This is a genomic window from Pantoea sp. X-Soil-YNGN-844 (assembly GCF_059730595.1).
Genome location: NZ_AP036007.1, coordinates 447,061 through 470,589, shown reverse-complemented (window position 1 = coordinate 470,589; position 23,529 = coordinate 447,061). Strand labels below are relative to the sequence as shown.

At 54.3% G+C, this 23,529-nt stretch carries 22 protein-coding genes; 12 read left to right on the top strand and 10 right to left on the bottom strand.

What is annotated here, in order from left to right:
• Positions 1–37: 37 nt before the first annotated feature.
• From murA to AC6I8C_RS02040, 8 genes are all read right to left on the bottom strand, one after another.
• A complete protein-coding gene (murA, locus tag AC6I8C_RS02075; protein ID WP_497821467.1) occupies positions 38–1,297 on the bottom strand; it encodes a UDP-N-acetylglucosamine 1-carboxyvinyltransferase in 1,260 nt (419 codons plus the stop codon).
• A gap of 66 nt (positions 1,298–1,363) precedes the next feature.
• The gene (gene ibaG, locus AC6I8C_RS02070) at positions 1,364–1,621 is read right to left on the bottom strand and encodes a BolA family iron metabolism protein IbaG (protein WP_003851098.1); all 258 of its coding nucleotides are present in this window, start codon (positions 1,619–1,621) and stop codon (positions 1,364–1,366) included.
• 113 nt (positions 1,622–1,734) lie between these two features.
• On the bottom strand, positions 1,735–2,040 hold the full coding sequence (gene mlaB / locus AC6I8C_RS02065; protein ID WP_010251883.1) for a lipid asymmetry maintenance protein MlaB: 306 nt from the start codon (positions 2,038–2,040) through the stop codon (positions 1,735–1,737).
• Entirely contained in the window at positions 2,040–2,675 is a 636-nt protein-coding gene (gene mlaC / locus AC6I8C_RS02060; protein ID WP_497821466.1) for a phospholipid-binding protein MlaC, read from the bottom strand. Before mlaC ends, mlaB begins: the two co-directional genes overlap by 1 nt.
• A 15-nt stretch (positions 2,676–2,690) precedes the next feature.
• Positions 2,691–3,236, bottom strand: coding sequence for an outer membrane lipid asymmetry maintenance protein MlaD (gene mlaD / locus AC6I8C_RS02055; RefSeq protein ID WP_033731989.1), 546 nt, complete (start codon positions 3,234–3,236; stop codon positions 2,691–2,693).
• 4 nt (positions 3,237–3,240) lie between these two features.
• Positions 3,241–4,023, bottom strand: a complete 783-nt coding sequence (mlaE, locus tag AC6I8C_RS02050) for a lipid asymmetry maintenance ABC transporter permease subunit MlaE (protein ID WP_033731283.1) — start codon at positions 4,021–4,023, stop codon at positions 3,241–3,243.
• A gap of 4 nt (positions 4,024–4,027) precedes the next feature.
• Positions 4,028–4,843 carry a phospholipid ABC transporter ATP-binding protein MlaF gene (mlaF, locus tag AC6I8C_RS02045; protein ID WP_497821465.1) on the bottom strand — a complete coding sequence of 272 codons (816 nt, stop codon included), beginning with the start codon at positions 4,841–4,843 and terminating at the stop codon, positions 4,028–4,030.
• Entirely contained in the window at positions 4,815–5,072 is a 258-nt protein-coding gene (locus tag AC6I8C_RS02040; RefSeq protein WP_148707093.1) for a hypothetical protein, read from the bottom strand. Before AC6I8C_RS02040 ends, mlaF begins: the two co-directional genes overlap by 29 nt.
• Between AC6I8C_RS02040 and AC6I8C_RS02035 the strand changes: the two genes are divergently transcribed.
• From AC6I8C_RS02035 to npr, 11 genes are all read left to right on the top strand, one after another.
• Positions 5,071–6,051 (top strand): calcium/sodium antiporter, encoded by a 981-nt coding sequence (locus AC6I8C_RS02035; protein ID WP_098051693.1) that lies wholly within the window; start codon positions 5,071–5,073, stop codon positions 6,049–6,051. The genes AC6I8C_RS02040 and AC6I8C_RS02035 overlap by 2 nt on opposite strands.
• Positions 6,052–6,067: 16 nt before the next feature.
• A complete protein-coding gene (gene kdsD / locus AC6I8C_RS02030) occupies positions 6,068–7,051 on the top strand; it encodes an arabinose-5-phosphate isomerase KdsD (protein ID WP_013359882.1) in 984 nt (327 codons plus the stop codon).
• A gap of 13 nt (positions 7,052–7,064) precedes the next feature.
• Positions 7,065–7,631, top strand: a complete 567-nt coding sequence (kdsC, locus tag AC6I8C_RS02025) for a 3-deoxy-manno-octulosonate-8-phosphatase KdsC (RefSeq protein WP_497821464.1) — start codon at positions 7,065–7,067, stop codon at positions 7,629–7,631.
• Positions 7,628–8,200 carry an LPS export ABC transporter periplasmic protein LptC gene (lptC, locus tag AC6I8C_RS02020; RefSeq protein WP_013359880.1) on the top strand — a complete coding sequence of 191 codons (573 nt, stop codon included), beginning with the start codon at positions 7,628–7,630 and terminating at the stop codon, positions 8,198–8,200. The genes kdsC and lptC overlap by 4 nt, the downstream gene beginning before the upstream one ends.
• Positions 8,175–8,726 carry a lipopolysaccharide ABC transporter substrate-binding protein LptA gene (gene lptA / locus AC6I8C_RS02015; protein ID WP_033731276.1) on the top strand — a complete coding sequence of 184 codons (552 nt, stop codon included), beginning with the start codon at positions 8,175–8,177 and terminating at the stop codon, positions 8,724–8,726. Before lptC ends, lptA begins: the two co-directional genes overlap by 26 nt.
• Positions 8,727–8,731: 5 nt before the next feature.
• Positions 8,732–9,457, top strand: a complete 726-nt coding sequence (gene lptB, locus AC6I8C_RS02010; RefSeq protein ID WP_009092467.1) for an LPS export ABC transporter ATP-binding protein — start codon at positions 8,732–8,734, stop codon at positions 9,455–9,457.
• A gap of 48 nt (positions 9,458–9,505) precedes the next feature.
• The gene (rpoN, locus tag AC6I8C_RS02005; RefSeq protein WP_442798808.1) at positions 9,506–10,939 is read left to right on the top strand and encodes an RNA polymerase factor sigma-54; all 1,434 of its coding nucleotides are present in this window, start codon (positions 9,506–9,508) and stop codon (positions 10,937–10,939) included.
• A gap of 21 nt (positions 10,940–10,960) precedes the next feature.
• A complete protein-coding gene (gene hpf, locus AC6I8C_RS02000) occupies positions 10,961–11,248 on the top strand; it encodes a ribosome hibernation promoting factor (protein ID WP_013359877.1) in 288 nt (95 codons plus the stop codon).
• A gap of 150 nt (positions 11,249–11,398) precedes the next feature.
• Complete coding sequence (gene ptsN / locus AC6I8C_RS01995) at positions 11,399–11,878, top strand: PTS IIA-like nitrogen regulatory protein PtsN (RefSeq protein WP_013359876.1); 480 nt, start codon at positions 11,399–11,401, stop codon at positions 11,876–11,878.
• Between the two features lie 47 nt (positions 11,879–11,925).
• On the top strand, positions 11,926–12,780 hold the full coding sequence (gene rapZ / locus AC6I8C_RS01990) for an RNase adapter RapZ (protein ID WP_010251920.1): 855 nt from the start codon (positions 11,926–11,928) through the stop codon (positions 12,778–12,780).
• Positions 12,777–13,049, top strand: coding sequence for a PTS phosphocarrier protein NPr (gene npr / locus AC6I8C_RS01985; protein WP_010251923.1), 273 nt, complete (start codon positions 12,777–12,779; stop codon positions 13,047–13,049). Before rapZ ends, npr begins: the two co-directional genes overlap by 4 nt.
• Positions 13,050–13,052: 3 nt before the next feature.
• Here the strand turns inward: npr and mtgA are convergent, their stop codons facing one another.
• Both mtgA and arcB read right to left on the bottom strand, forming a co-directional pair.
• Positions 13,053–13,772, bottom strand: a complete 720-nt coding sequence (gene mtgA / locus AC6I8C_RS01980) for a monofunctional biosynthetic peptidoglycan transglycosylase (protein ID WP_497821463.1) — start codon at positions 13,770–13,772, stop codon at positions 13,053–13,055.
• Between the two features lie 869 nt (positions 13,773–14,641).
• Complete coding sequence (gene arcB / locus AC6I8C_RS01975; protein ID WP_135910351.1) at positions 14,642–16,993, bottom strand: aerobic respiration two-component sensor histidine kinase ArcB; 2,352 nt, start codon at positions 16,991–16,993, stop codon at positions 14,642–14,644.
• An 887-nt stretch (positions 16,994–17,880) separates the two neighbouring features.
• On the opposite strand from arcB, the gene AC6I8C_RS01970 reads away from it, so the two are divergent.
• A complete protein-coding gene (locus tag AC6I8C_RS01970) occupies positions 17,881–23,412 on the top strand; it encodes a glutamate synthase-related protein (RefSeq protein WP_497821462.1) in 5,532 nt (1,843 codons plus the stop codon).
• The last annotated feature ends 117 nt before the right edge of the window (positions 23,413–23,529 follow it).

Genomic DNA, 23,529 nt, shown 5'->3' with positions numbered 1-23,529 from the left:
CCCCGCGGGGGCTGGCTATTTCAGCGCATCTGCAGGATTACTCTTCGCTGACGCGCTCGATGTTCGCGCCCATCGCTTTCAGCTTATCTTCGATGTGCTCATAGCCACGATCGATGTGATAAATGCGATCAACGAGCGTCGTTCCTTCCGCAATGCAACCTGCCAGAACCAGACTGGCAGACGCACGCAAATCCGTCGCCATCACCTGCGCACCTGACAGGGTTTCAACCCCGTGACAGATCGCCGTGTTGCTCTCAATCTCAGCATGTCCGCCCATACGAATCAGTTCCGGGATATGCATGAAACGGTTTTCAAAGATGGTTTCGGTAATCACGCCCGTGCCTTCCGCAACCATGTTTAACAGAGTGAACTGCGCCTGCATATCGGTCGGGAAACCCGGATGTGGTGCGGTGCGCACGTTAACCGCTTTTGGCCGCTTGCCGTGCATATCCAGACTGATCCAGTCTTCACCGGTTTCGATATCGGCACCCGCATCACGCAGCTTTGCCAGCACAGCGTCCAGCGTATCGGGCTGAGTTTTATGACACATCACTTTGCCGCCCGAAATCGCGGCAGCCACCAGGAAGGTACCGGTTTCGATACGATCGGGCAGGACGGTATAGACACCGCCACCCAGACGCTCTACGCCTTCGATGGTGATTTTGTCGCTGCCTGCGCCACTGATTTTAGCGCCCAGGGTGTTAAGGAAGTTGGCGGTATCCACAATTTCCGGCTCGCGGGCCGCATTTTCAATCACGGTAGTACCGGTCGCCAGCGTCGCAGCACTCATGATGGTCACGGTTGCGCCAACGCTGATTTTGTCCATGACAATCAGCGCGCCTTTCAGGCGACCATTAACTGAGGCTTTCACGTAGCCCTCTTCCAGCTTGATCTCGGCACCCAGCTGTTCCAGACCGGTAATGTGCAGGTCAACCGGACGCGCGCCAATCGCGCAGCCACCCGGCAGCGAAACCTGACCCTGACCAAAACGTGCCACCAGCGGGCCCAGCGCCCAGATTGAGGCACGCATGGTTTTAACCAGATCGTAAGGCGCACAAAAGACATCTACCGCGCTGGCATCGACATGCACAGAACCGTTGCGTTCCACCTTCGCACCCAGCTGGCTCAGCAGCTTCATGGTGGTATCAATGTCGCGTAGCTTTGGCACATTCTGGATCTCTACCGGCTCTTCAGCCAGCAGGGCAGCAAACAGAATAGGAAGTGCGGCGTTCTTCGCCCCGGAAATGGTGACTTCACCACTTAAGCGGGTGGGGCCTTGCACACGAAATTTTTCCATTAACACGGCTCTCAATTAACTAGCTAAAATTGGACTCGCCCACGGCGAGTTCACTACGCTGCGGGATCAGAAACCGTTGAGTTTACGGTCACGCGCCCATTCAGCGGGAGTATAGGTTTTGATAGAGACAGCATGCATGCGGTTATCCGCGATGAATTCCATCAGCGGCGCGTAGACAGCCTGCTGTTTTTTGACACGGCTCAGTTCGCCAAACAGTTCGCCTACGGCGATCACCTGAAAATGGCTGCCATCGTTGCTCATCACATGAACTTCGTCTAAAGGCAATGCGGCCATCAGCACGGCCTGAATTTCACTGTTTTCCATTGGGCTTAACTTCACTTAATAATAATAAGGCTGACATAGTAGAGGAAAGCGGCTGACTCTTAAATACGCAAAAGCCCCTGTTGAAAACAGGGGCTTAGGATAACAACCGGAAATCAGGCGCTTTTATCCGCAGAAACAATAATCTGTTGCAGATTGTAAAGCGTAATCAGCGAGTGCAGTTTGTCGCTGATACCCGTAAAGCGTGGCGTAATGCCCTGTGCCCGGGCGATTTCCCGCAGGTGCACCAGCAGGGCGAGACCGGAAGAATCAACACGCTCCAGCGCTGCAACGTCGATGGTATCGACATCTTTAATCAGCGTTTCACGTTGCTGCCACAGGCTCATTAACGTGTCGCGATCCAGTTCGCCTTTCAACAATAGCGTGCTGGCTTCCCGCTCCCAGCGTAACGATTCGTGCATTATTTTTGTTTATCCAGCGTAATTGGCTGTGCCGCAGAGGATTTCAGTTGCGCTGTCAGACCGTCAATACCTTTAGTACGTAACAGATCGCTCCACTCATTTTGTTTGGTGGTGATCATGCTGACGCCTTCGGCGATCATGTCATAAGCCTGCCAGTTACCGGTCTGGCTGTTTTTACGCCACTGGAAGTCGAGACGAACCGGTGGACGGCCATTAGGATCGACGATGGAGACCCGAATAGCGACAATCTGAGCATCGCCCAACGGCTGCTCAGGCTGAATCTGGTAGCTCTGCCCGTTATAGAGTGCCAGTGCCTGACCATAAGCCTGTGCCAGATAGTCACCAAAGGCGCTGAAGTAAGCTTCACGCTGCGCCGGGGTCGAATCACGATAGTAGCGGCCCAGCACTAACGCGCCCGCGTATTTGATCTGTACATAGGGCAGCAGCTCCTGACGCACAATCTGACGAAGGTAGTTTGGGTCCTGCTTGATTTTCGGCTGCTCATTTTTAAGACGGGTAAACGTCTTTTCCGCCGCTTCATTCATCAGCTTGTAGGGATTGCTCTGATCGGCTGCTGTCGCCGTCAGCGGTACGGCAACCACCAGCATGGCAATCATCAGTAAACGTTTAAACATGGTATACCCTCTTCTTTAAGGTTGAGCCGGTGCCGCAGGCGCAGCACTGTCGCCTTCCTGCGCATCCTTGTTGTCACTGTTTTGCTTGTTATCGCCGCTCTTATAAAGGAACTGGCCAATCAGGTCTTCAAGCACCATCGCTGACTTGGTATCGCGCAGCGTATCGCCATCTTTCAGCATCGCCGAACCGAGTTCAGGATCGTCAAAGCCTAAGTTGAGCGCCAGGAACTGCTCACCCAGCAGTCCCTGCGTGCGAATCGCCAGCGAGCTGGTGTCTGAAATTTTATTCGCATACTGATCGCTGATCTCCATCGTGACACGTGGCAGCAGCGTTTTCGGTTCAAGCTCAATGTCCGTTACCCGGCCAATCACCACACCGCCGATTTTGACCGGCGAACTGGCTTTCAGGCCGCCGATATTGTCAAACGTGGCGTAGAGTTTCCATGTTGGCTCTGTGCCCATCGACTTTAAATCGGCGACGCGGAGACAGAGAAACAATGCGGCGATCAACGCCATAATCATAAAAATGCCAACCCAGATTTCGCTTTTTTTACTTTGCATTGCATCAATTCCCAAACATCAGTGCTGTCAGCACAAAATCCAACCCGAGCACCGCCAGTGAAGCATGTACTACGGTACGCGTTGTCGCGCGACTGATCCCTTCAGAAGTGGGAATCGCGTCATAGCCATTAAAAAGAGCAATCCAGGTAACCGTCACGGCAAAGACGGCGCTTTTGATGATGCAGTTAACAACGTCGGTGCGGAAATCGACCGCGTTCTGCATGGCTGACCAGAAGAAACCAGGATCGATTCCCTTCCAGCTCACGCCAACCAGGGCACCGCCAGCAATGCCTACCGCGGTAAAGATCAGTGCGAGTAGCGGCATACTGATAAAACCGGCCCAGAAGCGCGGCGAAACGACGCGACGCAACGGATCCACCGCCATCATCTCCATGCTGGAGAGCTGTTCAGTGGCTTTCATCAGACCGATTTCAGCCGTGAGGGCCGAGCCTGCCCGTCCGGCAAACAGCAGCGCGGTCACGACCGGCCCCAGCTCACGCAGTAACGACAGCGCCACCAGCATGCCCAGACTGGTTTCAGCACCGTAAGTGGTCAGTACCAGATAACCCTGCAGTCCCAGTACCATGCCGATAAACAGGCCCGACACCACAATAATCAGTAACGACAACACGCCAACACTATAGAGCTGTTTAATCAGTAGCGGCGAGTGTCTGCGGAACGCGGGTTTTCCTACCAGCGCGTGAAACAGCATTAATCCTGCGCGTCCAAAACTGGCGCACGTTTCAATTCCCTGACGACCGAATGACGCCAGCGCCTTCAAGACCATCTGTTTAGTTACTCCCTGAGCCGGTTAAATCAGCGAGATAGTCGCCGGCAGGAAAACGGAAGGGAACCGGACCATCCGCATCGCCATCAATAAACTGGCGGACGCGCGGGTCGTTATTCTCTCGCAGTTCCGGCGTGGTGCCGTGTGCGATAATTTTTTGTCCGGCCACGATATAGGCATAGTCCGCAATACTCAGTACTTCCGGTACGTCGTGCGAGACCACAATACAGGTCAGGCCCAGAGAATGGTTCAGTTCATCAATGAGTTTGACCAGCACACCCATGGTAATAGGATCCTGACCGACAAAAGGCTCATCGAACATGATCAGCTCCGGCTCAAGCGCAATCGCGCGCGCCAGCGCCACACGACGCGCCATTCCGCCCGACAGCTCAGCCGGTTTCAGTTGAGCTGCGCCACGCAGCCCCACGGCTTCCAGCTTCATTAATACCGTGCTGTGCAGAATAGGTGCGGGAAGACGGGTATGTTCACGCAGCGGCCAGGCGACATTTTCATAGACCGTTAAGTCAGTAAATAGCGCGCCAGACTGGAACAGCATGCTCATCTTCTTGCGCGCTTCATACAATTTAGCGCGCGACAATGACGGAATGTTTTCGCCACGGAAAAAGATGTCACCGCGGGTCGGCTGAAGTTGCCCCCCAATCAAGCGTAGCAGAGTGGTTTTCCCTATCCCCGACGGTCCCATTATCGCCGTCACTTTGCCTTTCGGCACGGTCAGCGAAATGTCGTCGAAGATGGTGCGATCTCCGCGCGAAAAACTCACGCCACGAACCTCAACCAGATTCGTTTGCTGCTGGATCATTATTACCTCTTGTAAGGATCGGGCGTAAACATGGGGTACGATGGTAGCCTGTTCGGTCCTGATTCACGATAGCTTTACAGAAACTTACCGCTAAGATTTGGCGAAAATGGTCATTAAATTTACTTTTGCCGTTCAGACGGTCAAAATCAGCGGCTGTCTCGCCAAACAGAACCTTAAACCGGTCGGTAAAGGCATTGCCGGCCCGGGTTTTTACGCAAGGATTTTTCATGTTCGTAGCTTCTGCACTGCTGATTATCGGTTTGCTTTTACTGGCATATGGTGCCGATCGTCTGGTGTTTAGCGCCTCTATATTGTGTCGATCCTTTGGCATTCCGCCGCTGATCATTGGCATGACCGTTGTCAGCATCGGCACCTCGCTGCCAGAAATGATCCTCTCCTTTTCCGCGGCCCAGCATGGCCAGATGGATCTGGCAGTTGGCACCGCGCTCGGCTCGAATATTACCAACATTTTACTCATTCTGGGTGCCGCTGCGCTAATGCATCCACTCAGCGTTCATTCTAATCTGATACGCCGTGAACTGCCGTTGATGCTGCTGGTTACCCTGCTCAGCGGATTCATGCTGTTTGACAATCAGCTTAGTCGACTGGACGGAATTGGCCTGATCGCCATCGCCGCTATTTATCTGATGGTGGTGATTCGCATTGCGCGTAAAGCAGAACGGGACAACAACGACACCCTGACCCGCGAGCAGCTGGCCGAGCTGCCCCGTGAAGAGAGCGGAAACACGGTGGCCTTTCTCTGGCTGGCCGTCGCGCTGATAATTCTGCCGATGTCCACCCGCATGGTGATCGACAATGCCACCGCCTTTGCCGACTACTTTGGCGTCAGCGAACTGGTGATGGGCCTGACGCTCATCGCCGTGGGCACCAGCCTGCCTGAGCTGGCGACGGTGATTGCCGGGGCGCTGAAAGGTGAAGATGATATCGCGATCGGCAATCTGATCGGTGCCAACATTTATAATATTGCCATCGTGCTGGGCCTGCCGGCGCTGATTCACCCCGGCAGTATCGACTATCACGCCTTTGCTCGTGATTACTGGGTGATGCTGGGCGTCAGCGTGCTATTTGCCCTGCTCTGCCTGCTGCGTCGCCGACGCGTTGGCCGCATCAATGGCCTGATTTTACTCTGTGGTTTCTTCGTCTGGGTGACGCTGCTGTGGATGCAGCCGGCATTCATGGACGGCTAACAAGGACAGACTCACTATGTCATATCAGCAACCAACAGCATTTGATTTTCAGCAGGCGGGGAAAACCGTCCTGCGCATCGAGCGTGAAGGACTGGAACAGCTCGATCAATATATTAATGACGATTTCGCCCGCGCCTGCGCCCTGATCTACGCCTGTCAGGGTAAAGTGGTCGTGATGGGCATGGGTAAGTCTGGTCATATCGGCAAAAAAATGGCGGCGACCTTTGCCAGTACCGGTACGCCAGCCTTTTTTGTTCATCCGGCCGAAGCCAGCCATGGCGACCTGGGCATGGTGAGCAAAAATGATGTGGTGATCGCCATCTCCAACAGCGGTGAGTCGAATGAAATCCTCGCGCTGATTCCGGTGTTAAAACGTCAGCACATTGCGCTGATCTGCATGACAGGACGGCCTGACAGCGCGATGGGCCGGGTTGCCGATGTGCATCTGTGTGTCCATGTTCCGCAGGAAGCCTGCCCGTTAGGCCTTGCGCCAACCACCAGTACCACAGCCACACTGGTGATGGGCGATGCGCTGGCGGTTTCGCTGCTGGAAGCACGTGGATTCACGGCGGAAGATTTCGCCCTCTCCCACCCTGGCGGTGCGCTGGGCCGCAAACTGCTGCTGCATGTAGCGGATATCATGCACAGCGGCGATGAGCTGCCGCACGTCACCCGTGACGCCTCACTGCGTGATGCGCTGCTGGAGATTACCCGCAAAAATCTGGGCCTGACGGTCATCGTCGACGGTCTGATGAAAATTGAAGGTATCTTTACCGATGGTGACCTGCGCCGCATCTTTGATATGGGCATCGATTTTCAGCGCGCCACCATCGGGGAAGTGATGACGCCAGGTGGCATCCGCGTCCGGCCAAATATGCTGGCGGTTGAAGCCCTGAACCTGATGCAGACCAAAAACATTACCTCGATTCTGGTGGCCGATGACGACCATCTGCTCGGTGTGGTACATATGCATGACATGCTGCGCGCTGGCGTAGTCTGAACAGGAAAAGAAAATGCAACAGGTAACGCCCACGATTGACACCTGCTATGGACCGGTCAGTGCTGACGTCATGGCGCGCGCCAGCAACATTCGTCTGCTGATCTGCGACGTCGATGGCGTCATGTCCGACGGGGTGATCTACATGGGAAACAATGGTGAAGAGCTGAAAGCCTTCAACGTACGGGATGGTTACGGTGTACGCTGTTTGCTGACCGCCAATGTGGAGGTGGCTATTATTACTGGCCGCAATGCCCGTCTGATGGAAGATCGCTGCAAAACACTCGGCATCCGTCATCTTTATCAGGGGCAATCGGATAAGCTTTTGGCCTATCGTGAACTTCTGGATAAACTGTCTCTCTCTGATGATCAGGTCGCCTACATCGGTGACGACCTGATCGACTGGCCGGTGATGGCGAAAGTGGGATTAAGCGTGGCGGTAGCGGATGCACATCCGATACTGTTGCCGCGCGCGCAGTATGTTACGCGGATTGCGGGTGGACGCGGCGCGGTACGCGAAGTATGTGACCTGATCTTAATGGCGCAGAACAAATTTGAGGATGCCAAAGGGCAATCAGTATGAGTAAAAGCAGGCGTTGGATAACGCTGATTCTGACCTTGATTGCACTGGTTTTGATCGGCTGGAATCTTACCAACCAGGATGGCGATGGCACGCCAGTCGGGACGGATAGTCAGTCGCCGACCTATACCAGTGATGATTCTCACACTGTGGTGTATAACCCGCAGGGCGCGCTGTCATATAAACTGGTCTCTGACAAAGTGACCTATTTCTCGGATGACGAGCTGAGCTGGTTCGACAATCCGGTAATGACTACCTTTGATGAGAACAAAATTCCCACCTGGACGTTACGCGCAGATAAAGCAAAGCTCACCAAAGATCGTATGCTTTATCTGTATGGCCATGTTGAGCTGAATACGCTGACGCAGGATTCTCAGCTTGAGCGGATCAAAACCGATAATGCACAGATTAACCTTGTTACTCAGGACGTTACCTCTGATGACCAGGTGACATTGTATGGCCGCAGCTTTAACTCCACCGGCATGAAAATGCGCGGCAATTTACGGACAAAAAACGCCGAGTTAATCGAAAAGGTCAAAACCTCTTATGAAATTCAAAATGAACAAAAATAGCCTGAAGATTTTACTGGCCAGCATGTTACTGGCAACCAGCGTTCCGGCGCTGGCCCTGACCGGTGACTCGGACAAACCCGTCAATATTGACTCGCAGAATCAGGCGCTGGATTTGCAGGGCAATGTCGCGACCTTTACCGGCAATGTCATCGTGACGCAGGGCTCTATCAAAATCACGGCCGATAAAGTCGTGGTGACCCGTCCGGGCGGCGACAGCAAGAAAACCATCGTTGACGCCTACGGTAATCCCGCAACTTTCTATCAGATGCAGGACAGCGGCAAGCCGGTTCAGGGCCATGCCTCTAAACTGCACTACGAACTGGCCAACGATTTCGTTGAACTGACCGGCAATGCGTTCATTGAGCAGCAGGACAGCAACATCAAAGGCGATCGTATTACCTATCTGGTAAAAGAGCAGAAAATGCAGGCTTACAGCCAGGGCCAGAACAAGCGCGTCACGACCGTACTGGTGCCGTCGCAACTTCAGGATAAAGGTTCGTCCAACAGCGGAAAGAAGAGTAACTGATAGCTATGGCCACATTAATCGCAGAAAACCTGGCGAAGGCATATAAAGGCCGTCGCGTGGTAGAAGATGTCAGTCTGCAGGTAAAATCCGGCGAGATTGTCGGCCTGCTGGGTCCGAACGGGGCCGGTAAAACCACCACCTTTTACATGGTGGTGGGCATTGTGCCGCGTGACGCTGGCCGCATTGTCATTGATGATGAAGACATCAGCATCCTGCCGCTGCATGCGCGTGCGCGTCGCGGCATCGGTTATCTGCCGCAGGAGGCATCGATTTTCCGTCGCCTCAGCGTCTACGATAACCTGATGGCGGTACTGCAGATCCGTGATGACCTCACCGAAGAGCAACGTCAGGATCGCGCCCGTGAACTGATGGAAGAGTTCCACATCGAGCACCTGCGTGACAGCATGGGTCAGGCGCTGTCGGGTGGTGAACGACGTCGTGTTGAGATTGCCCGCGCGCTGGCTGCCAATCCTAAGTTTATTCTGCTGGATGAACCTTTTGCCGGTGTTGACCCTATTTCCGTTATCGACATCAAGAAGATCATTGAGCATCTGCGTGACAGCGGCCTCGGCGTTTTGATTACCGATCACAACGTGCGCGAAACGTTAGCGGTCTGTGAGCGGGCCTATATCGTCAGCCAGGGCCATCTGATTGCGCATGGTACACCCAATGAAATTCTTGCGGATGAGCAGGTTAAGCGGGTTTATTTGGGTGAAGAGTTCAGACTCTGATAAGGTGTCGTTAATACCGATGTTTACCTGGGAACTACCATCCTGTCTATGAAGCAAGGTTTACAACTCAGGTTCAGCCAACAGCTGGCAATGACTCCACAATTGCAGCAGGCGATTCGTCTGCTGCAACTCTCCACGCTTGAACTCCAGCAGGAGTTACAGCTTGCACTGGAAAGTAATCCTCTGCTTGAGCAGACCGATCTGCATGACGAGATTGACTCCCGGGAATCGTCAGAAGCCGAAGCGCTGGATACCCGTGAAGCGCTTGAGCAGAAAGAGATGCCTGATGAGCTGCCGCTGGATGCCACCTGGGATGAAATCTACACCGCTGGTACCCCTTCCGGCACCGGTACCGATTATCAGGATGATGAGTTGCCGGTCTATCAGGGCGAAACCACGCAGTCACTGCAGGATTACCTGATGTGGCAGGTCGAATTGACGCCTTTCAGCGATACCGACCGCGCGATTGCGACCTCTATCGTCGATGCTATCGATGACACCGGATATCTCACCGTCTCGCTTGAGGAGATCCTTGACAGCATCGGCAATGATGAGCTTGAAGCGGATGAGGTTGAGGCGGTGCTGAAACGCATCCAGCGCTTTGACCCGATTGGTGTGGGCGCACGTGATTTGCGTGACTGTCTGCTGGTTCAGCTCTCCCAGTATGCGCCAGAAACGCCGATGCTGACTGAAGCACGCCTGATTGTCAGCGAACATCTCGACCTGCTGGCCAATCACGACTTCCGCAGCCTGATGCGCGTCACGCGCCTCAAAGAAGAGGTGCTGAAAGAGGCGATGCTGCTGATTCAGTCGCTGGACCCGCGTCCGGGTCAGTCCATCAACACCGGCGAGCCGGAATATGTTATCCCCGACGTGCTGGTGCGTAAGGTTGGCAGCCGCTGGACAGTTGAACTCAATGCCGACAGCGTGCCGCGTCTGAAGATTAACCAGCACTACGCGGCAATGGGTGGCTCAACGCGCAATGACAGCGACAGCCAGTTCATTCGCAGTAATCTGCAGGAAGCGCGCTGGCTGATTAAGAGCCTTGAAAGCCGCAATGACACGCTGCTGAAAGTTACGCGCTGTATCGTTGAGCAGCAGCAGGCGTTCTTCGAGCAGGGTGAAGAATTTATGCGTCCGATGGTGCTGGCCGATATCGCCCAGGCCGTTGAGATGCACGAATCGACCATTTCCCGTGTGACCACGCAGAAGTATCTGCACAGCCCGCGTGGCATTTTTGAACTGAAGTACTTTTTCTCCAGTCACGTTAATACGGAAGGTGGCGGTGAAGCCTCCTCTACCGCGATCCGTGCTCTGGTGAAGAAATTAATTTCGGCGGAAAATCCAGCCAAACCCTTGAGCGACAGTAAACTGACCTCCATGTTATCTGATCAGGGGATCATGGTGGCACGGCGTACCGTCGCCAAATATCGTGAGTCTTTATCCATCCCGCCATCGAACCAGCGTAAACAGCTGGTTTGAAAGAAATGAGAAGGAAGACCTATGCAGCTGAACCTGACCGGGCAACATGTTGAAATCACGCCACCTTTACGTGAATTCGTCAGCGGTAAATTTGCCAAACTGGAACACTATTTTGAACATATCAATCAGGTCTATATTGTCCTGAAGGTTGAGAAAGTCACGCAGGTGGCTGACGCAACACTCCACGTGAACGGTGGCGAGCTGCACGCTACGTCGGAAGCGGAAGATATGTATGCGGCAATTGACGGGCTGATCGATAAACTCGCCCGTCAGCTGACCAAACACAAAGATAAACTGAAAAAACACTAACCTTCACGCTAGCTACGCGCGCATGGCGCGCAGAGCCGACAGGATGGGGCGGATAATCCGCCCCGTTTTGTCATCTGAGCAAGCGCCGTTTGTCGCACATATCAGCGCGCTGGTGGTGAATGGCCTGGTGAACACGCAAGTGAAACGATAATGAACAACGACCTTACACTGGAATTGAGCACAGTGCTTTCGCCAGACTGCACCCGCAGCGGCGTACACTGCCAGAGCAAAAAACGTGCGCTGGAAATCATCAGCGAACTGGCCGCTAAGCAGCTCAACCTGCCGCACCAGACGCTTTTCGAAGCGATTCTGACCCGCGAACGCATGGGCAGTACCGGTATTGGTAACGGAATAGCCATTCCTCACGGCAAGCTGGAAGAGGATACTCTGCGAGCGGTTGGGGTATTTATCAGCCTTGAGCAGCCGATTGCGTTTGATGCCGTCGACAACCAGCCGGTCGACCTGCTGTTTGCATTGCTGGTTCCGGCTGACCAGTGCAAAACACATCTGCACACCCTTTCACTGGTGGCAAAACGTCTGGCAGATAAAACGGTTTGCCGTCGTCTGCGTGCTGCGCAGAGTGATGAAGAGCTCTATGCCATTATTACGGAAGTCCAGACAGAGCAGTAACGCGTCTTTACCGGCCCGGTGCCGGTTTTAAAACGGGAGAGAAGGTCATGGTGCTGATGATCGTTAGCGGTCGTTCAGGCTCGGGGAAGTCAGTGGCGCTCCGTGCGCTGGAAGATATGGGATTCTACTGCGTTGATAACCTGCCGGTCGTGCTGCTGCCTGAATTGGCCAACTCGCTGGCGGAACGCAATATTTCGGCGGCGGTCAGCATCGACGTGCGTAACATGCCTGAATCCCCGGAAATTTTTGAAACCGCGCTGAATAATCTACCTGACACATTTTCACCTCAGCTGCTGTTTCTCGACGCCGATCGCAATACCCTGATTCGTCGTTACAGCGATACGCGCCGTCTGCATCCCCTCTCCAGCAAAAATCTGTCGCTGGAGAGCGCTATTGATGAAGAGAGCGATCTGCTGGAGCCGCTGCGTTCGCGTGCCGATCTGATCATCGACACCTCAGAGATGTCGGTACATGAGCTGGCCGAGATGCTGCGTACCCGTCTGCTGGGCAAGCGTGAACGCGAACTGACCATGGTGTTTGAATCCTTTGGCTTCAAACATGGCATCCCGATTGACGCTGATTATGTCTTTGACGTGCGCTTTCTGCCTAATCCCCACTGGGATCCTAAGCTGCGCCCGATGACCGGCCTCGATCGTCCGGTGGCGGCCTTCCTTGACCGCCACACTGAAGTGCACAACTTTATCTACCAGACACGCAGCTATCTTGAACTCTGGCTGCCGATGCTGGAGACCAATAACCGTAGCTATCTTACCGTGGCGATTGGCTGTACCGGTGGCAAACACCGCTCAGTTTATATTGCAGAACAGCTGGCGGATTACTTCCGTTCGCGCGGTAAGAATGTACAGTCACGCCATCGCACGCTGGAAAAGCGCAAATCATGACCGTCAGACAAACTGTAGAAATCAAAAATAAGCTGGGCATGCATGCCCGTCCGGCAATGAAGCTGTTTGAGCTGGTGCAGAGCTTCGATGCCGAAGTGTTGCTGCGCAACGAAGCGGGCACGGAAGCTGAGGCCAGCAGCGTGATTGCGCTGCTGATGCTCGACTCGGCTAAAGGCGGGCACATAGAGATTGAAGCCAGCGGCCCGGAGGAAATACCGGCGCTGGCAGCGGTCATTGAGCTGTTTGAAGCGGGCTTTGATGAAGACTAAGTCTTAGTCGAGCTTATTACGCTGCAGGAAGCCCTCCCCACCAAGCTGGCGCATCTGACGCATTATCCACTGCTGTCGCTCTCTGACGTAGCCTGAAGGCGCACCCGCACGATAACGAATAGGATTAGGCAGAACGGCCGCCAGTAAGGCGGCATCGGCAGCGGTAAGCCGGCTGGCTGGCTTGTGGAAGTAGCGCTGTGAAGCTGCTTCAACGCCAAAAATACCCGGCCCGAACTCTGCAATATTAAGATAGACGGTCAGAATACGACGTTTCGACCAGACTGTCTCAATACCTACTGTCAGCCCCGCTTCCAGACCTTTACGCACCCAGCTGCGGCCATCCCACAGAAACAGATTCTTTGCTGTCTGTTGTGACAATGTGGAGGCACCACGCATCCGGCTATCGCTGTTATCCAGTACAGATTCAATCGCCGCGACATCGAACCCCCAGTGGTCCGGAAACTTTTGATCTTCTGAGGCGATAACGGCCAGCCCCATCCACGGCGAAATCTCATCATGTCCGACCCAGTCAGAATGGGCGACATAGCTAAAGTCACCGCGTAACCAGGCACCGATCTGTCGTTCAGCCATTACCGCTGAAAACGGTACCGGCAGGAACGAAAAGAGCAAAATTCCCGCCAGCCATACGCCCAGCCATACCAGCAGAACACGACCAATAATACGTCTGATACGCTGTCCGACGCTTCCTTTATGCTTGTTCATGCAATCTTCCCATACCTGTTTCAGACGTTAATTAATCACTCATGTAATCACTGCCAGAAAAGCAGCTTTTTCACAAAAATCGCTGAAAACCTCACAGCGGTTTCCAGACTTTATTCAATCATTTTGCATCAAAATGCTGCAACAGTTCGAAATAGTTCAAGGACTTCCGGAAAAAAGGAATCGGTTCCATTGATTGTCACGGCTTAGCATCTTTCCAGATAAACACTTAATAATGGGTGATAAGCGCCGGTTCAAATCATTCAATATTCTTAACTGTTATTTTTTTATGAATGATGAGCCGCCCAAAGCTTAAACAGAATCACGCTGATAACGTTTAAATAAACAGCGCTTATCCGCGTTGCTCAGAGTTATTGTGTCCCTCTTTACTCTCATTAAGCGCAATGATGTCAGCGCAAGTTAAGGACAAAGTTTTAGATTCTTTTTTATCATTCCAAATCGTTTTGGATAATTCGTGTCATTTCAGGGCGGTCACTTGCAATATCAGCGCGTTAGCTTCCCTGAAGAGGCAAAGGTTAATGCCAGCTTAATTTACTGCTGTTCAGTCTTTGCTTTGCAGCTGAGCAGCATCAAAACTATACCAAAAACCACAAATTTGATTAAAATAACAGCAATGCAGCAGAGAAAATGATTCCTTACTTGACTGTGTTGCCAAATTAATGTTTTCTGTATTTAAACGCTGCTCAATATCACAAATTTTAATGAATCTTGTCGCATGAGAAGATGAATTTGCTAAGGTGATGTCAGTGTTAACCAATACCCTGCGGCTGCATTAATTATTCAAATCATAGCGGCCGCAATGCTTTCCCTGGTGTTGGCGCAGTATTCGCGCACCCCGGCCTCGGCTGGGGTCATTTTTTTCCGGGATATGACTTATCCTGCTCTGCCACCCAGTCGCGCAATACCTGCACATCATGTCGCCACTCATGCTTCAGCTCGTCAATCCATTCAACAACGTTGTCCCACCAAGCCGGTAATTCAGGACTCTGAATCTGTTTCGCCAGCATCTGCAAGCGCTGCAGCCCGACCGAACCCGCCGCCCCTTTGATCTTGTGCCCCTCTTCAGCAATGCCTTTCTGATCGCGCGCCATCAGATTCGATTCCAGCACCGCAAGATAGTCCGGCATCATCTTTTCAAACATCGTCAGGCTTTGGGTGATCAGACCGGGACCAACCAGCTCGATATACTGTTCGAGCATCGCGACATCCAGCAGCATCCGGGTTTTGTCATCGCTGACCTCTGCGGTTTCCTCTTCCGAATCTGCCTGATAATCCCAGTATTTTTTGATCATCGCGGTCAGCGCCGGCACGGCCAGCGGTTTGCTCAGGACATCATCCATTCCCGCGTCGAAATATTCTTTTTTGTCTTTAAGGACATTGGCGGTCAGTGCCACCAGCGGTGGCAGATGCGTTCCCTGATACTGCTGGCGAATCGCACGCGAGACATCCAGCCCGGTCATATCGGGCAGCTGAATATCCAGCAGCACCAGATCAAACTCCAGCGGGTCGAACAGCGCCAGCGCTTCGCTGCCGGTCATGGCGACCTCGACGCTGCAGCCCAGCTTCTCAAGCACCGAGCGCGCCACAATCACATTCAGCTCAATATCTTCAACCAGCAGCACATGCAGCGCAGGGAGTGGCAGGCTGTCGTCCAGGCCTTCATCCTCCACCTCTTCAGCAATGCGCGGCGCCTTAATCTCTACGGTGAAGCATGAGCCCTGCCCTGGTGCGCTGTGTACACGGATGTCGCCGCCCATCGCCTGCGCCAGACGACGTGAAACCGCCAGCCCGATACCGGTGCCGGTCGCCGGTTTACCGCCATGCTGATCTTTGACCTGATAGTACATCGCAAAGATCTTATCCTGCTCCTCCTGCCGAATACCCATACCGGAGTCCTGCACCTCAAAGCGCAGCGTTTCGTCCTGCTCATAGGCTACCCGCACTACGATTTCGCCCTGCTGAGTAAACTTCACGGCGTTACCAATCAGGTTCCACAGAATCTGACGCAGACGCGTTCCATCTGTCGAAATCATATGCGGCAGCGGCAGTTGTGGCGCAAGCACAAATTTCAGCCCTTTTGGCTGAGCCAGCAGGCCGGAAAGATTTTCTAAATCGGCGAGGAAACCGGTGAAGTCGAGCGGCTGATTGTCCAGCTGCACTTTGCGGCGCTCGATTTTGTCCACCTCAATCACATCATTGAAGATGTTGCCCAGCGTGATGGCAGAGACGTGAATGGTTTTCAGGTATTTCAGCTGTTCCTGATTAAGGTCGGTATCCAGCAGAATACGACTCAGGCCGACAATGCCATTAAGCGGCGTACGAAGCTCGTGGCTGATCGTAGAGATAAAGGTGGTCTTCTCCCGGCTGGCGTTCTCTAACGCGTCCTGATAGCGCTTACGCTCCGTTATATCGCGGCCAAAGCCCATCAGCCCGCTGCGCTTACCGACGCGGTCGTAATAAGGCACTTTACGGATCTCGAAACAGGCTTTGCGCCCGTCGGGATATTGCAGCCACTGTTCATAAGTCAGCGAGACGTTATGACGGAACACCTTCTCGTCCGTTTCCAGCACTTTCGTTGCCGCTTCATCATCATAGATATCGCGCGGCGTCAGGCCAATAAGCTGCTTCTCGCTTTTGCCGGTCAGCAGTTCCATCGCCCGATTACAGCCGGAGAACTGCTTATCGATGTTGCGATAGAAAACCAGGTCAGGCGAAGCATCCAGGAATGAGCGCAGGAAGGAGGATTGCTGCTCCAGCTCAATCTGTGCCTGCTCGCGACGGGTCACCTCTTCACGAAGCTTGTCCATCACCTGTTCGCGAGCCAGCTCCGCCTTCTTACGATCGCTGATCTCCTGATTCAGCTGCGTGATGGTCTCTTTCATCTGCTGGTTCAGTTCCAGGTCGCGGGTGCGCATCTCTTCCAGCTTATCCACCAGCCGTGCCAGCCGTTGCCGCGATTCCTCCAGCTGATCGACCACCACAGACAGAAAATAGACCGCCCAGGGCGTAATCAGCAGCCCGAAGAAGACCGAACGCACCACGTCAATGCTCTCGACATGACCCCGCAGTACCATCGTAACCGCCATCTGGACGATCATCGCCAGCACCACCAGCGCAGATGCCAGCAGCAGCGAGAACCTCACCAGTCCAAGCTTGACCATTAAATCAACGTAGTACTGCGCCAACAGACGAATTTGTTTCATAACAACTCCCTGGAAGAGAAACAGCCTCATAATAGCGCAGTTAGCCTGCTGACGTCCCGGCACGTCGCGTGAAGATACGGGATCAAATGCGCTTTTATGGTGCATTCGCATAGCCGATCGGCGACGTTAAGGACAAAGCGGTTAAAACCCTTGACTGATTGTGCCAAATGAATAATCTGTAATGCCGCCAGCGAATCCGTGATTTCTCCGTATGGCCTGTTTTCAATATCCTGGCAACGTCCTGTTGCGCAGGCACACCTTGTTCACATGCATACCCATTCAACTTAAATGCTGTTTTAAGCACGCCCGTGTTGATTAATTTTTCTTATAACCAACCGCTGTTTCATTCAAATAGACGGACATAAGAAAAACAGATACATGCTATGCATCAACGGTTCTGAACAGCATTTAATGCTGTCTAATACCCCGTCACCAGCATGGTGCAGAGATCTGACGCCTGCACTACAGTGAGTCAGTTCACATTTATGGGCCGATCGGCAGGCAGCAGAGTGATACATTTTAAACCTAAAAAAACAATAAATTCATAATGTTAAGCGGATAAAACACCTGTTAACCCTGTCTGGCCGCCCTATTTGACCTGATTACGCTTTCCCGATAAGTTGGAAATCCGCTGAAAGCTTTCCAGACGGGCCATTGTCTCGGCATATCTATGCAACAAGAAGACTCCCGCGCGGTTTAAGTCATCTCCTTTAAGAGACCGGAAATCAGAGAGCAGCTCAATTAAGGACGTTTTATCGATGTCTGGAGAGAAATGCTCAGGGCTATGACGCGCGCTCGACAGAGCATGGCGATGAAAATGATAGCGCTCGTTGCGCTCAGACCCTGAAACAGTGCAGGTAATGTCAAAGCAGTTAAGGAGACCCTCAATGTCCACTAAAAAACCTCAATCCTATGGCTTGTATGATCCAACAGCAGGCAGTGACAGCTGTGGTGTAGGTTTCATTACGCGCAAGGACGGCGAGCAGACCCACGAAATTCTGCAGATGGCGCACAGCGCCCTGTGCACGGTGCCACATCGCGGCGGTATGTCAGCGGAAGGCGTCGGCGACGGCGCGGGGGTCAACGTTGACCTTTCCCTGCATTTCTTCCGCAAGATTACCGGCCAGATGCTGGAAGCGGGCCGCTTTGGCGTCGGCAACTTCTTTGTGCCGAAAGATGCTGCGCTGCGCGCGAATGCCGAACGTCTGGTAGATGAGACACTCAACAGCTTTGGCCTGCCGGTGATCATGAAGCGTGACATGCCGCTCGACAGCAGCGTGACGCGTCCGGCCGCCGTACAGTTTCAGTTACCGATCCTGCAGTGGATTTTCACTGCGCCACAGGACGTGGTTGACCAGAACGACTTCGAGCAACGCATCTACCGCGCCCTGTTAACGATTGAAGCCCGCGCGTTTACCGAGAGCGAATTTGGCGGCCTCTATCCGCTGTCACTGTCGTCGCGCACCCAGGTGTTTAAAGCCCGCCTGAATTCCAATGAAGTGATCCCCTACTTCAAAGATCTGACCGATCCCGATCATCAGGTGCGTGGGCTGTTTTTCCATACCCGCTTCTCCACCAACACCGATCCGCATACCACGATGGCCCAGCCGTTCCGCCTGATGGCGCACAACGGTGAGCTGAATACCGATCGTAAAAACCGCATCGCTGAGTCCGCGCTGGCACTGGCCCGTGGCAAGAAAATCGTGCGGCCGAAAGGTCAGTCTGACAGCTCGCGTCTGGACCAGAGTATCCACAGCCGTCTGATGGAAGATAACCTCGATCTCATCACCGCCGTGGTTTCAATGATGCCGCCCGCCTGGGAAAACGACAGTTCGCTGCCGCCAGAAGTGCGTGACATGCTGGAATATTTCTCTCTGTACGAAGAGAAGAACGACGGCCCGGCAGCATTAATCTTTGGCAATGGTGAAGTGATTGGCGCCCGTCTTGACCGTCTTGGCCTGCGTCCACTGCGCTCAGTCGAAACGGCTGAGTATATTGGTGCGATGTCAGAAGCCGGCCAGATCGCCTTCCCACCCGAAAGCGTATTACGTCGTGGCCGTATCGAAGCGGGCGGCATGCTCTATTTCGATCATCGTGAAAAACGCAGCTACACCACGCTGCAGGCGCTGGAAAAACTGGCGGCGGAAAAAGATTATTCAGCGCTGCTGCGTGAAGCGCGCGTCGGTCTTGACGATCTGCCTGAGATTCCGGCAGAACAGCAGGGTTCACCGCTGCGTTATCGCGGCGATCTGAAAACCTATCAGCGCTTTGTGGCTTACTACTACAACCAGGAAAGCTTCAAATTCATGATGGACCCGATGCTGAACACCGGCGCAGAGAAAATCTCCGCCATGGGTTACGGCAACGCCATTAACGGCTTATCCGATCATGAAGGCGGCATGGCGCACTACTTCTCTCAGCGCTTTGCTCAGGTCACCAACCCACCGCTGGACTCAATCCGCGAAGTGGATGGCATGACGCTTCGTGTCGCGCTGGGCGCAAAACCCCATCTGGGCCGCAGCAAGGGTCGTCAGATCGTGGTACCGAGCCCCATCCTCAGCCATCTTGATATGCTGCGTTTGCGCGAGCAGACCATCGCACCTTACGCCCGCTTTGAGATGCTCTATGAGCCGGTCATCGGCAAAGATCTGCTGAGCACCACCGCGAACGCAAACGCGCTGGAAAAAGCGATTGATGACCTGGCGCAACAGGTCGTGGATTTTGCCCGTTCGCAGGGTGGCATCGCCGTGCTTACTGACCGTCACATCTCGTCAACGCACGCCGCGATCCCGATGCTGCTGGTGGTTTCCGCCATCAACCAGCGTCTGGTGCAGGAGGGCCTGCGTCTGGATGTGTCTCTGGTTGTAGAAAGCGGCCAGAGCATCTCCTCGCACCATATTGCCGCCACACTCGGCTTTGGGGCTTCCGCTATCTATCCACTGGGCGTACAGATGCGCGCAGAGGAGAAATTTGGTGAAGGTGAAGAAGGCAACAAAGCCTTTAAGCGCTATGCCAAAGCCGCTGAAAAAGCGCTGATGAAAACCATGGGCAAAGTGGGCCTCTGTACCGTTGAAAGTTACAGCAGCGGCGAATTCTTTGAGCCTAACTTCCTCAACACCGACGATCCGGTGCTGAAAAAGTATTTCCCGAATATCAAAACCCCAGTGGGTGGCGCGGGCTTCGCAGCCATCGCAGCGATGGCCGTTGACTGGCACCAGAGCGCGCTCAGGATTCAGGGCGAATCTGAAGTGCCGTTGCTGGGCCTGTTTAAAGAGCGTGCAGAAGGTGCAGGTCACTCCTACGGCACTATCGCCGTGCGCACCTTCATCGACATGACTGAAGAGCCGATTCGCTTTGCCGACAAGGCGCGCGAAGAGGACAACTTCATTCGTCTGATGACACTGGCAAAACTGGATAACGCCTTTGGCATCAAGCCAGAGACCTTCAAAGACAGCAGCTTTGAGCGCATCCCGGATGACGTGATCAACAACTTTGCGATTACGGCCGATTACCGTCAGTTCTCAAGTTTGATGTATGAAGAGCGTAAACGTCGCCCGGCGGCGCTGCGTGACATTCTGACATTCCCGGCTGATCTGACCCACATTGACAGCGAAGCGGAGTTCCGTCGCAAGCTGGGACGTTACTCGCTGACCAACAACGGCTTTGCTATTCGTGGCATGGAGTGTGAAGCGGTGGATGGCAGCCTGAATCACTTTATGCTGCGTCTGACCGATGCGATTGAGGGGCTGAAGCCTGAGAGTGAACGTCTGCAGAATCTGTCCCGCGCCCTGAAATCCCGTTTCGGCGATGATATCGAGAGCAGCGACGTCGTCACTGGCGCTCTGAAAGTGACCGCATACGGTAAAGCGGCAGATTATCTGTCACGTATCTTCACCACCCTGCCCTCACTGCCGCTGAGCGAAGTACAGCCAGCCTGTGAAATTACCCGCACCTTTGCTTCCGGGGCAATGAGCCACGGTGCACTGGTCGCGCCGGCTCATGAAGCGGTCGCACACGGCACCAACATGGTCGGCGGCATGAGCAACTGCGGTGAAGGCGGCGAGCATTACTCCCGTCACGGCACCATCCGTGCCTCCCGTATCAAACAGCTGGCTTCGGGTCGTTTCGGCGTCTGGGCTGCTTATCTGGCGGATCCGATGCTGGAAGAGCTGGAGATTAAAATTGGTCAGGGTGCGAAGCCTGGCGAAGGCGGTCAGTTACCGGCGGCCAAAGTGACGGTCGAGATTGCTGCGGCCCGTGGCGGTACGCCTGGCGTCGAGCTGGTCTCGCCGCCGCCGCATCACGACACCTATTCCATCGAAGATCTGGCGCAGCTGATCCACGATTGTAAAGCCGCGCGGGTACGCGTTATCGTCAAACTGGTGTCGTCAGAAGGGATCGGCACCATCGCAGTTGGCGTGGCTAAAGCCGGTGCCGACGTGATTAACGTGGCAGGCAACACCGGCGGGACCGGCGCGGCGTCGGTAACCAGCCTGAAATATACCGGACGCGTGGCCGAAATCGGCATCGCTGAAGTCCACCAGGCGCTGTGTGCCAACGGCCTGCGTGAGAAAGTCCTGCTGCGCTGCTCTGGCGCACAGCAGACCGGCAGCGACGTGGTGAAATCTGCCCTGTTGGGCGGCGATAGCTTTGAGTTCGGTACCACCGCGCTGATGATGCTGAAATGCGTGATGGCGAAGAACTGCAACGTGAAGTGCCCGGCTGGCTTAACAACTAACGCCGAGGCCTTTGATGGCGACCCGCGTCAGCTGGCGCAGTATTTCCTCAACGTCGCGCATGAAGTACGTGAAATTCTGGCACGTATGGGCCTGCGTTCCCTGCGTGAGGCGCGTGGTCGCTCTGACCTGCTGCACCTGATGGATCATCCGCTGGAGGTCGGCAAACTCGACTTACGCGCCATGCTCACCGTGGTGTCAGAGCTGAAAATCGACAAGCCGGTTTACCTGGAAAAAGATTTTGAGCTGGATGATGGCTGGATTGAGCAGCTGAAGCTGTCACTGGTGGAGCAGGGAAATCCTGCCGTCTCACTGGGCAACAGCATCGTCCTGAACAACCGCAACAAAAGCGTCGGCGGCCAGCTGGCCATCGACATTGAGCGCATGCTGAACCATCAGCTCAGCGCAGAGCAGTTGCAGGCGATGCCTGCGGTAATGACCGACGATCGCGGTCGCCGCTATCTGGCCCCTGAAAGCGTAAAAATTTCTACCACCGGATCTGCCGGTCAGTCATTTGGCGCCTTCTGCAACGATGGCATGCAGCTGTCCCATTACGGCACCTGTAACGACGGTGTCGGCAAAGGACAGTGTGGCGGTGAGCTGATTGTGATGTCGCCTGGCGGCGGCGCGCAGGATGGCGATGGCAACGTGCTGATCGGTAACTTTGCCCTGTTTGGCGCGACTGGCGGACGACTGTTCGTGCAGGGCCAGGCTGGCGACCGCTTCGCAGTGCGTAACTCCGGCGCAACGGCTGTGGTTGAAGGCGTGGGTGACTTCTGCTGCGAATATATGACTAACGGTGCCATTCTCAACCTCGGTACCTTTGGTAAAGGATTTGGCAACGGCATGAGCGGCGGCTTTGCTTACCAGTACGACCCGTATGGATCGCTGGCCAGCCACGCTGCAGGTGATTCAGTACGCTTCGGATCGATTGCGGATCAGGATGAGATGGCACAGGTGCACAAGCAGGCCGTGCTGACCATGCTGAACTGGCACCTGGAGGCGACCCAGTCACCGCGTGCCGCGTGGCTGCTGGAGAACTGGGAAACAGAGTGCCACCACTTTGTTTACGTGATGCCGCGCTCACTGCTGCTCTATCAGGATGGCGGCGAGATCCTGAAAGCCAAGAGCCGCAAAGATCTGCTCGAAGAGCTGTCCACGGCGCTGGCAGGCCATCAGGTAGCGAAATTCAAAGCCGCGTGGCGTCAGGGTAAAACCATCGCCAACGGTGCCGTTCCGGCCTATGGCGCGACCGATACGCAGGAGATGTTTGTCCTGCTGAACAACTACACCGTGCTGAGCTTTGCCCAGCAGCTGGCACTGGCGAAGTTGCCAAAAGGCACGCCGGTTGAAGATGCGGCGGTGGAAAAAGCGGTCCGCAATCTGCTGATGACGGAAGACTTTTCACTGGTCAGCAAGCTGCAACGTCATGCCCGTTCTGCCATCGAGAGTTACAGCGATGATGAACTGGCCAGTCTGATTGGTACTAAACGCATGTCAGATTACAAAGCGGCACTGACGCAACGTAACATCCGCTCCATGGACAGTCTGGCGACCTACGGCTGGATCATGTATCAGGATGCCTGTAACCGGGAAGTGCTGGGCCACCTGCCTGACTTTGAAGAGCTGTTTGCACGTGCGGCATTGCCGGAAATTGCCGCTGCGGTGGGTAAACTCTCCTGACAGTGATACTGATCAGGCTGAACTGAATATTATTAATTGATCATTGCCCGGATTAATCGTTGTACCGGACAGAGGCAGAACCGCTTTCCCCTGCTGCACACACTGCGGCGCGGGGAG

What these genes read in the sequence shown, in the direction of transcription:
- rapZ (WP_010251920.1), top strand. Translation starts at nt 11,926, where the DNA reads ATGGTGCTGATGATCGTTAGCGGTCGTTCAGGCTCGGGGAAGTCAGTG.
- AC6I8C_RS02040 (WP_148707093.1), bottom strand. Translation starts at nt 5,072, where the DNA reads ATGAAAAATCCTTGCGTAAAAACCCGGGCCGGCAATGCCTTTACCGAC.
- kdsC (WP_497821464.1), top strand. Translation starts at nt 7,065, where the DNA reads ATGCAACAGGTAACGCCCACGATTGACACCTGCTATGGACCGGTCAGT.
- AC6I8C_RS01970 (WP_497821462.1), top strand. Translation starts at nt 17,881, where the DNA reads ATGTCCACTAAAAAACCTCAATCCTATGGCTTGTATGATCCAACAGCA.
- npr (WP_010251923.1), top strand. Translation starts at nt 12,777, where the DNA reads ATGACCGTCAGACAAACTGTAGAAATCAAAAATAAGCTGGGCATGCAT.
- mlaD (WP_033731989.1), bottom strand. Translation starts at nt 3,236, where the DNA reads ATGCAAAGTAAAAAAAGCGAAATCTGGGTTGGCATTTTTATGATTATG.
- lptB (WP_009092467.1), top strand. Translation starts at nt 8,732, where the DNA reads ATGGCCACATTAATCGCAGAAAACCTGGCGAAGGCATATAAAGGCCGT.
- lptC (WP_013359880.1), top strand. Translation starts at nt 7,628, where the DNA reads ATGAGTAAAAGCAGGCGTTGGATAACGCTGATTCTGACCTTGATTGCA.
- kdsD (WP_013359882.1), top strand. Translation starts at nt 6,068, where the DNA reads ATGTCATATCAGCAACCAACAGCATTTGATTTTCAGCAGGCGGGGAAA.
- lptA (WP_033731276.1), top strand. Translation starts at nt 8,175, where the DNA reads ATGAAATTCAAAATGAACAAAAATAGCCTGAAGATTTTACTGGCCAGC.
- ptsN (WP_013359876.1), top strand. Translation starts at nt 11,399, where the DNA reads ATGAACAACGACCTTACACTGGAATTGAGCACAGTGCTTTCGCCAGAC.
- mlaF (WP_497821465.1), bottom strand. Translation starts at nt 4,843, where the DNA reads ATGATCCAGCAGCAAACGAATCTGGTTGAGGTTCGTGGCGTGAGTTTT.
- hpf (WP_013359877.1), top strand. Translation starts at nt 10,961, where the DNA reads ATGCAGCTGAACCTGACCGGGCAACATGTTGAAATCACGCCACCTTTA.
- mlaE (WP_033731283.1), bottom strand. Translation starts at nt 4,023, where the DNA reads ATGGTCTTGAAGGCGCTGGCGTCATTCGGTCGTCAGGGAATTGAAACG.
- ibaG (WP_003851098.1), bottom strand. Translation starts at nt 1,621, where the DNA reads ATGGAAAACAGTGAAATTCAGGCCGTGCTGATGGCCGCATTGCCTTTA.
- arcB (WP_135910351.1), bottom strand. Translation starts at nt 16,993, where the DNA reads ATGAAACAAATTCGTCTGTTGGCGCAGTACTACGTTGATTTAATGGTC.
- mlaB (WP_010251883.1), bottom strand. Translation starts at nt 2,040, where the DNA reads ATGCACGAATCGTTACGCTGGGAGCGGGAAGCCAGCACGCTATTGTTG.
- rpoN (WP_442798808.1), top strand. Translation starts at nt 9,506, where the DNA reads ATGAAGCAAGGTTTACAACTCAGGTTCAGCCAACAGCTGGCAATGACT.
- mtgA (WP_497821463.1), bottom strand. Translation starts at nt 13,772, where the DNA reads ATGAACAAGCATAAAGGAAGCGTCGGACAGCGTATCAGACGTATTATT.
- murA (WP_497821467.1), bottom strand. Translation starts at nt 1,297, where the DNA reads ATGGAAAAATTTCGTGTGCAAGGCCCCACCCGCTTAAGTGGTGAAGTC.
- AC6I8C_RS02035 (WP_098051693.1), top strand. Translation starts at nt 5,071, where the DNA reads ATGTTCGTAGCTTCTGCACTGCTGATTATCGGTTTGCTTTTACTGGCA.
- mlaC (WP_497821466.1), bottom strand. Translation starts at nt 2,675, where the DNA reads ATGTTTAAACGTTTACTGATGATTGCCATGCTGGTGGTTGCCGTACCG.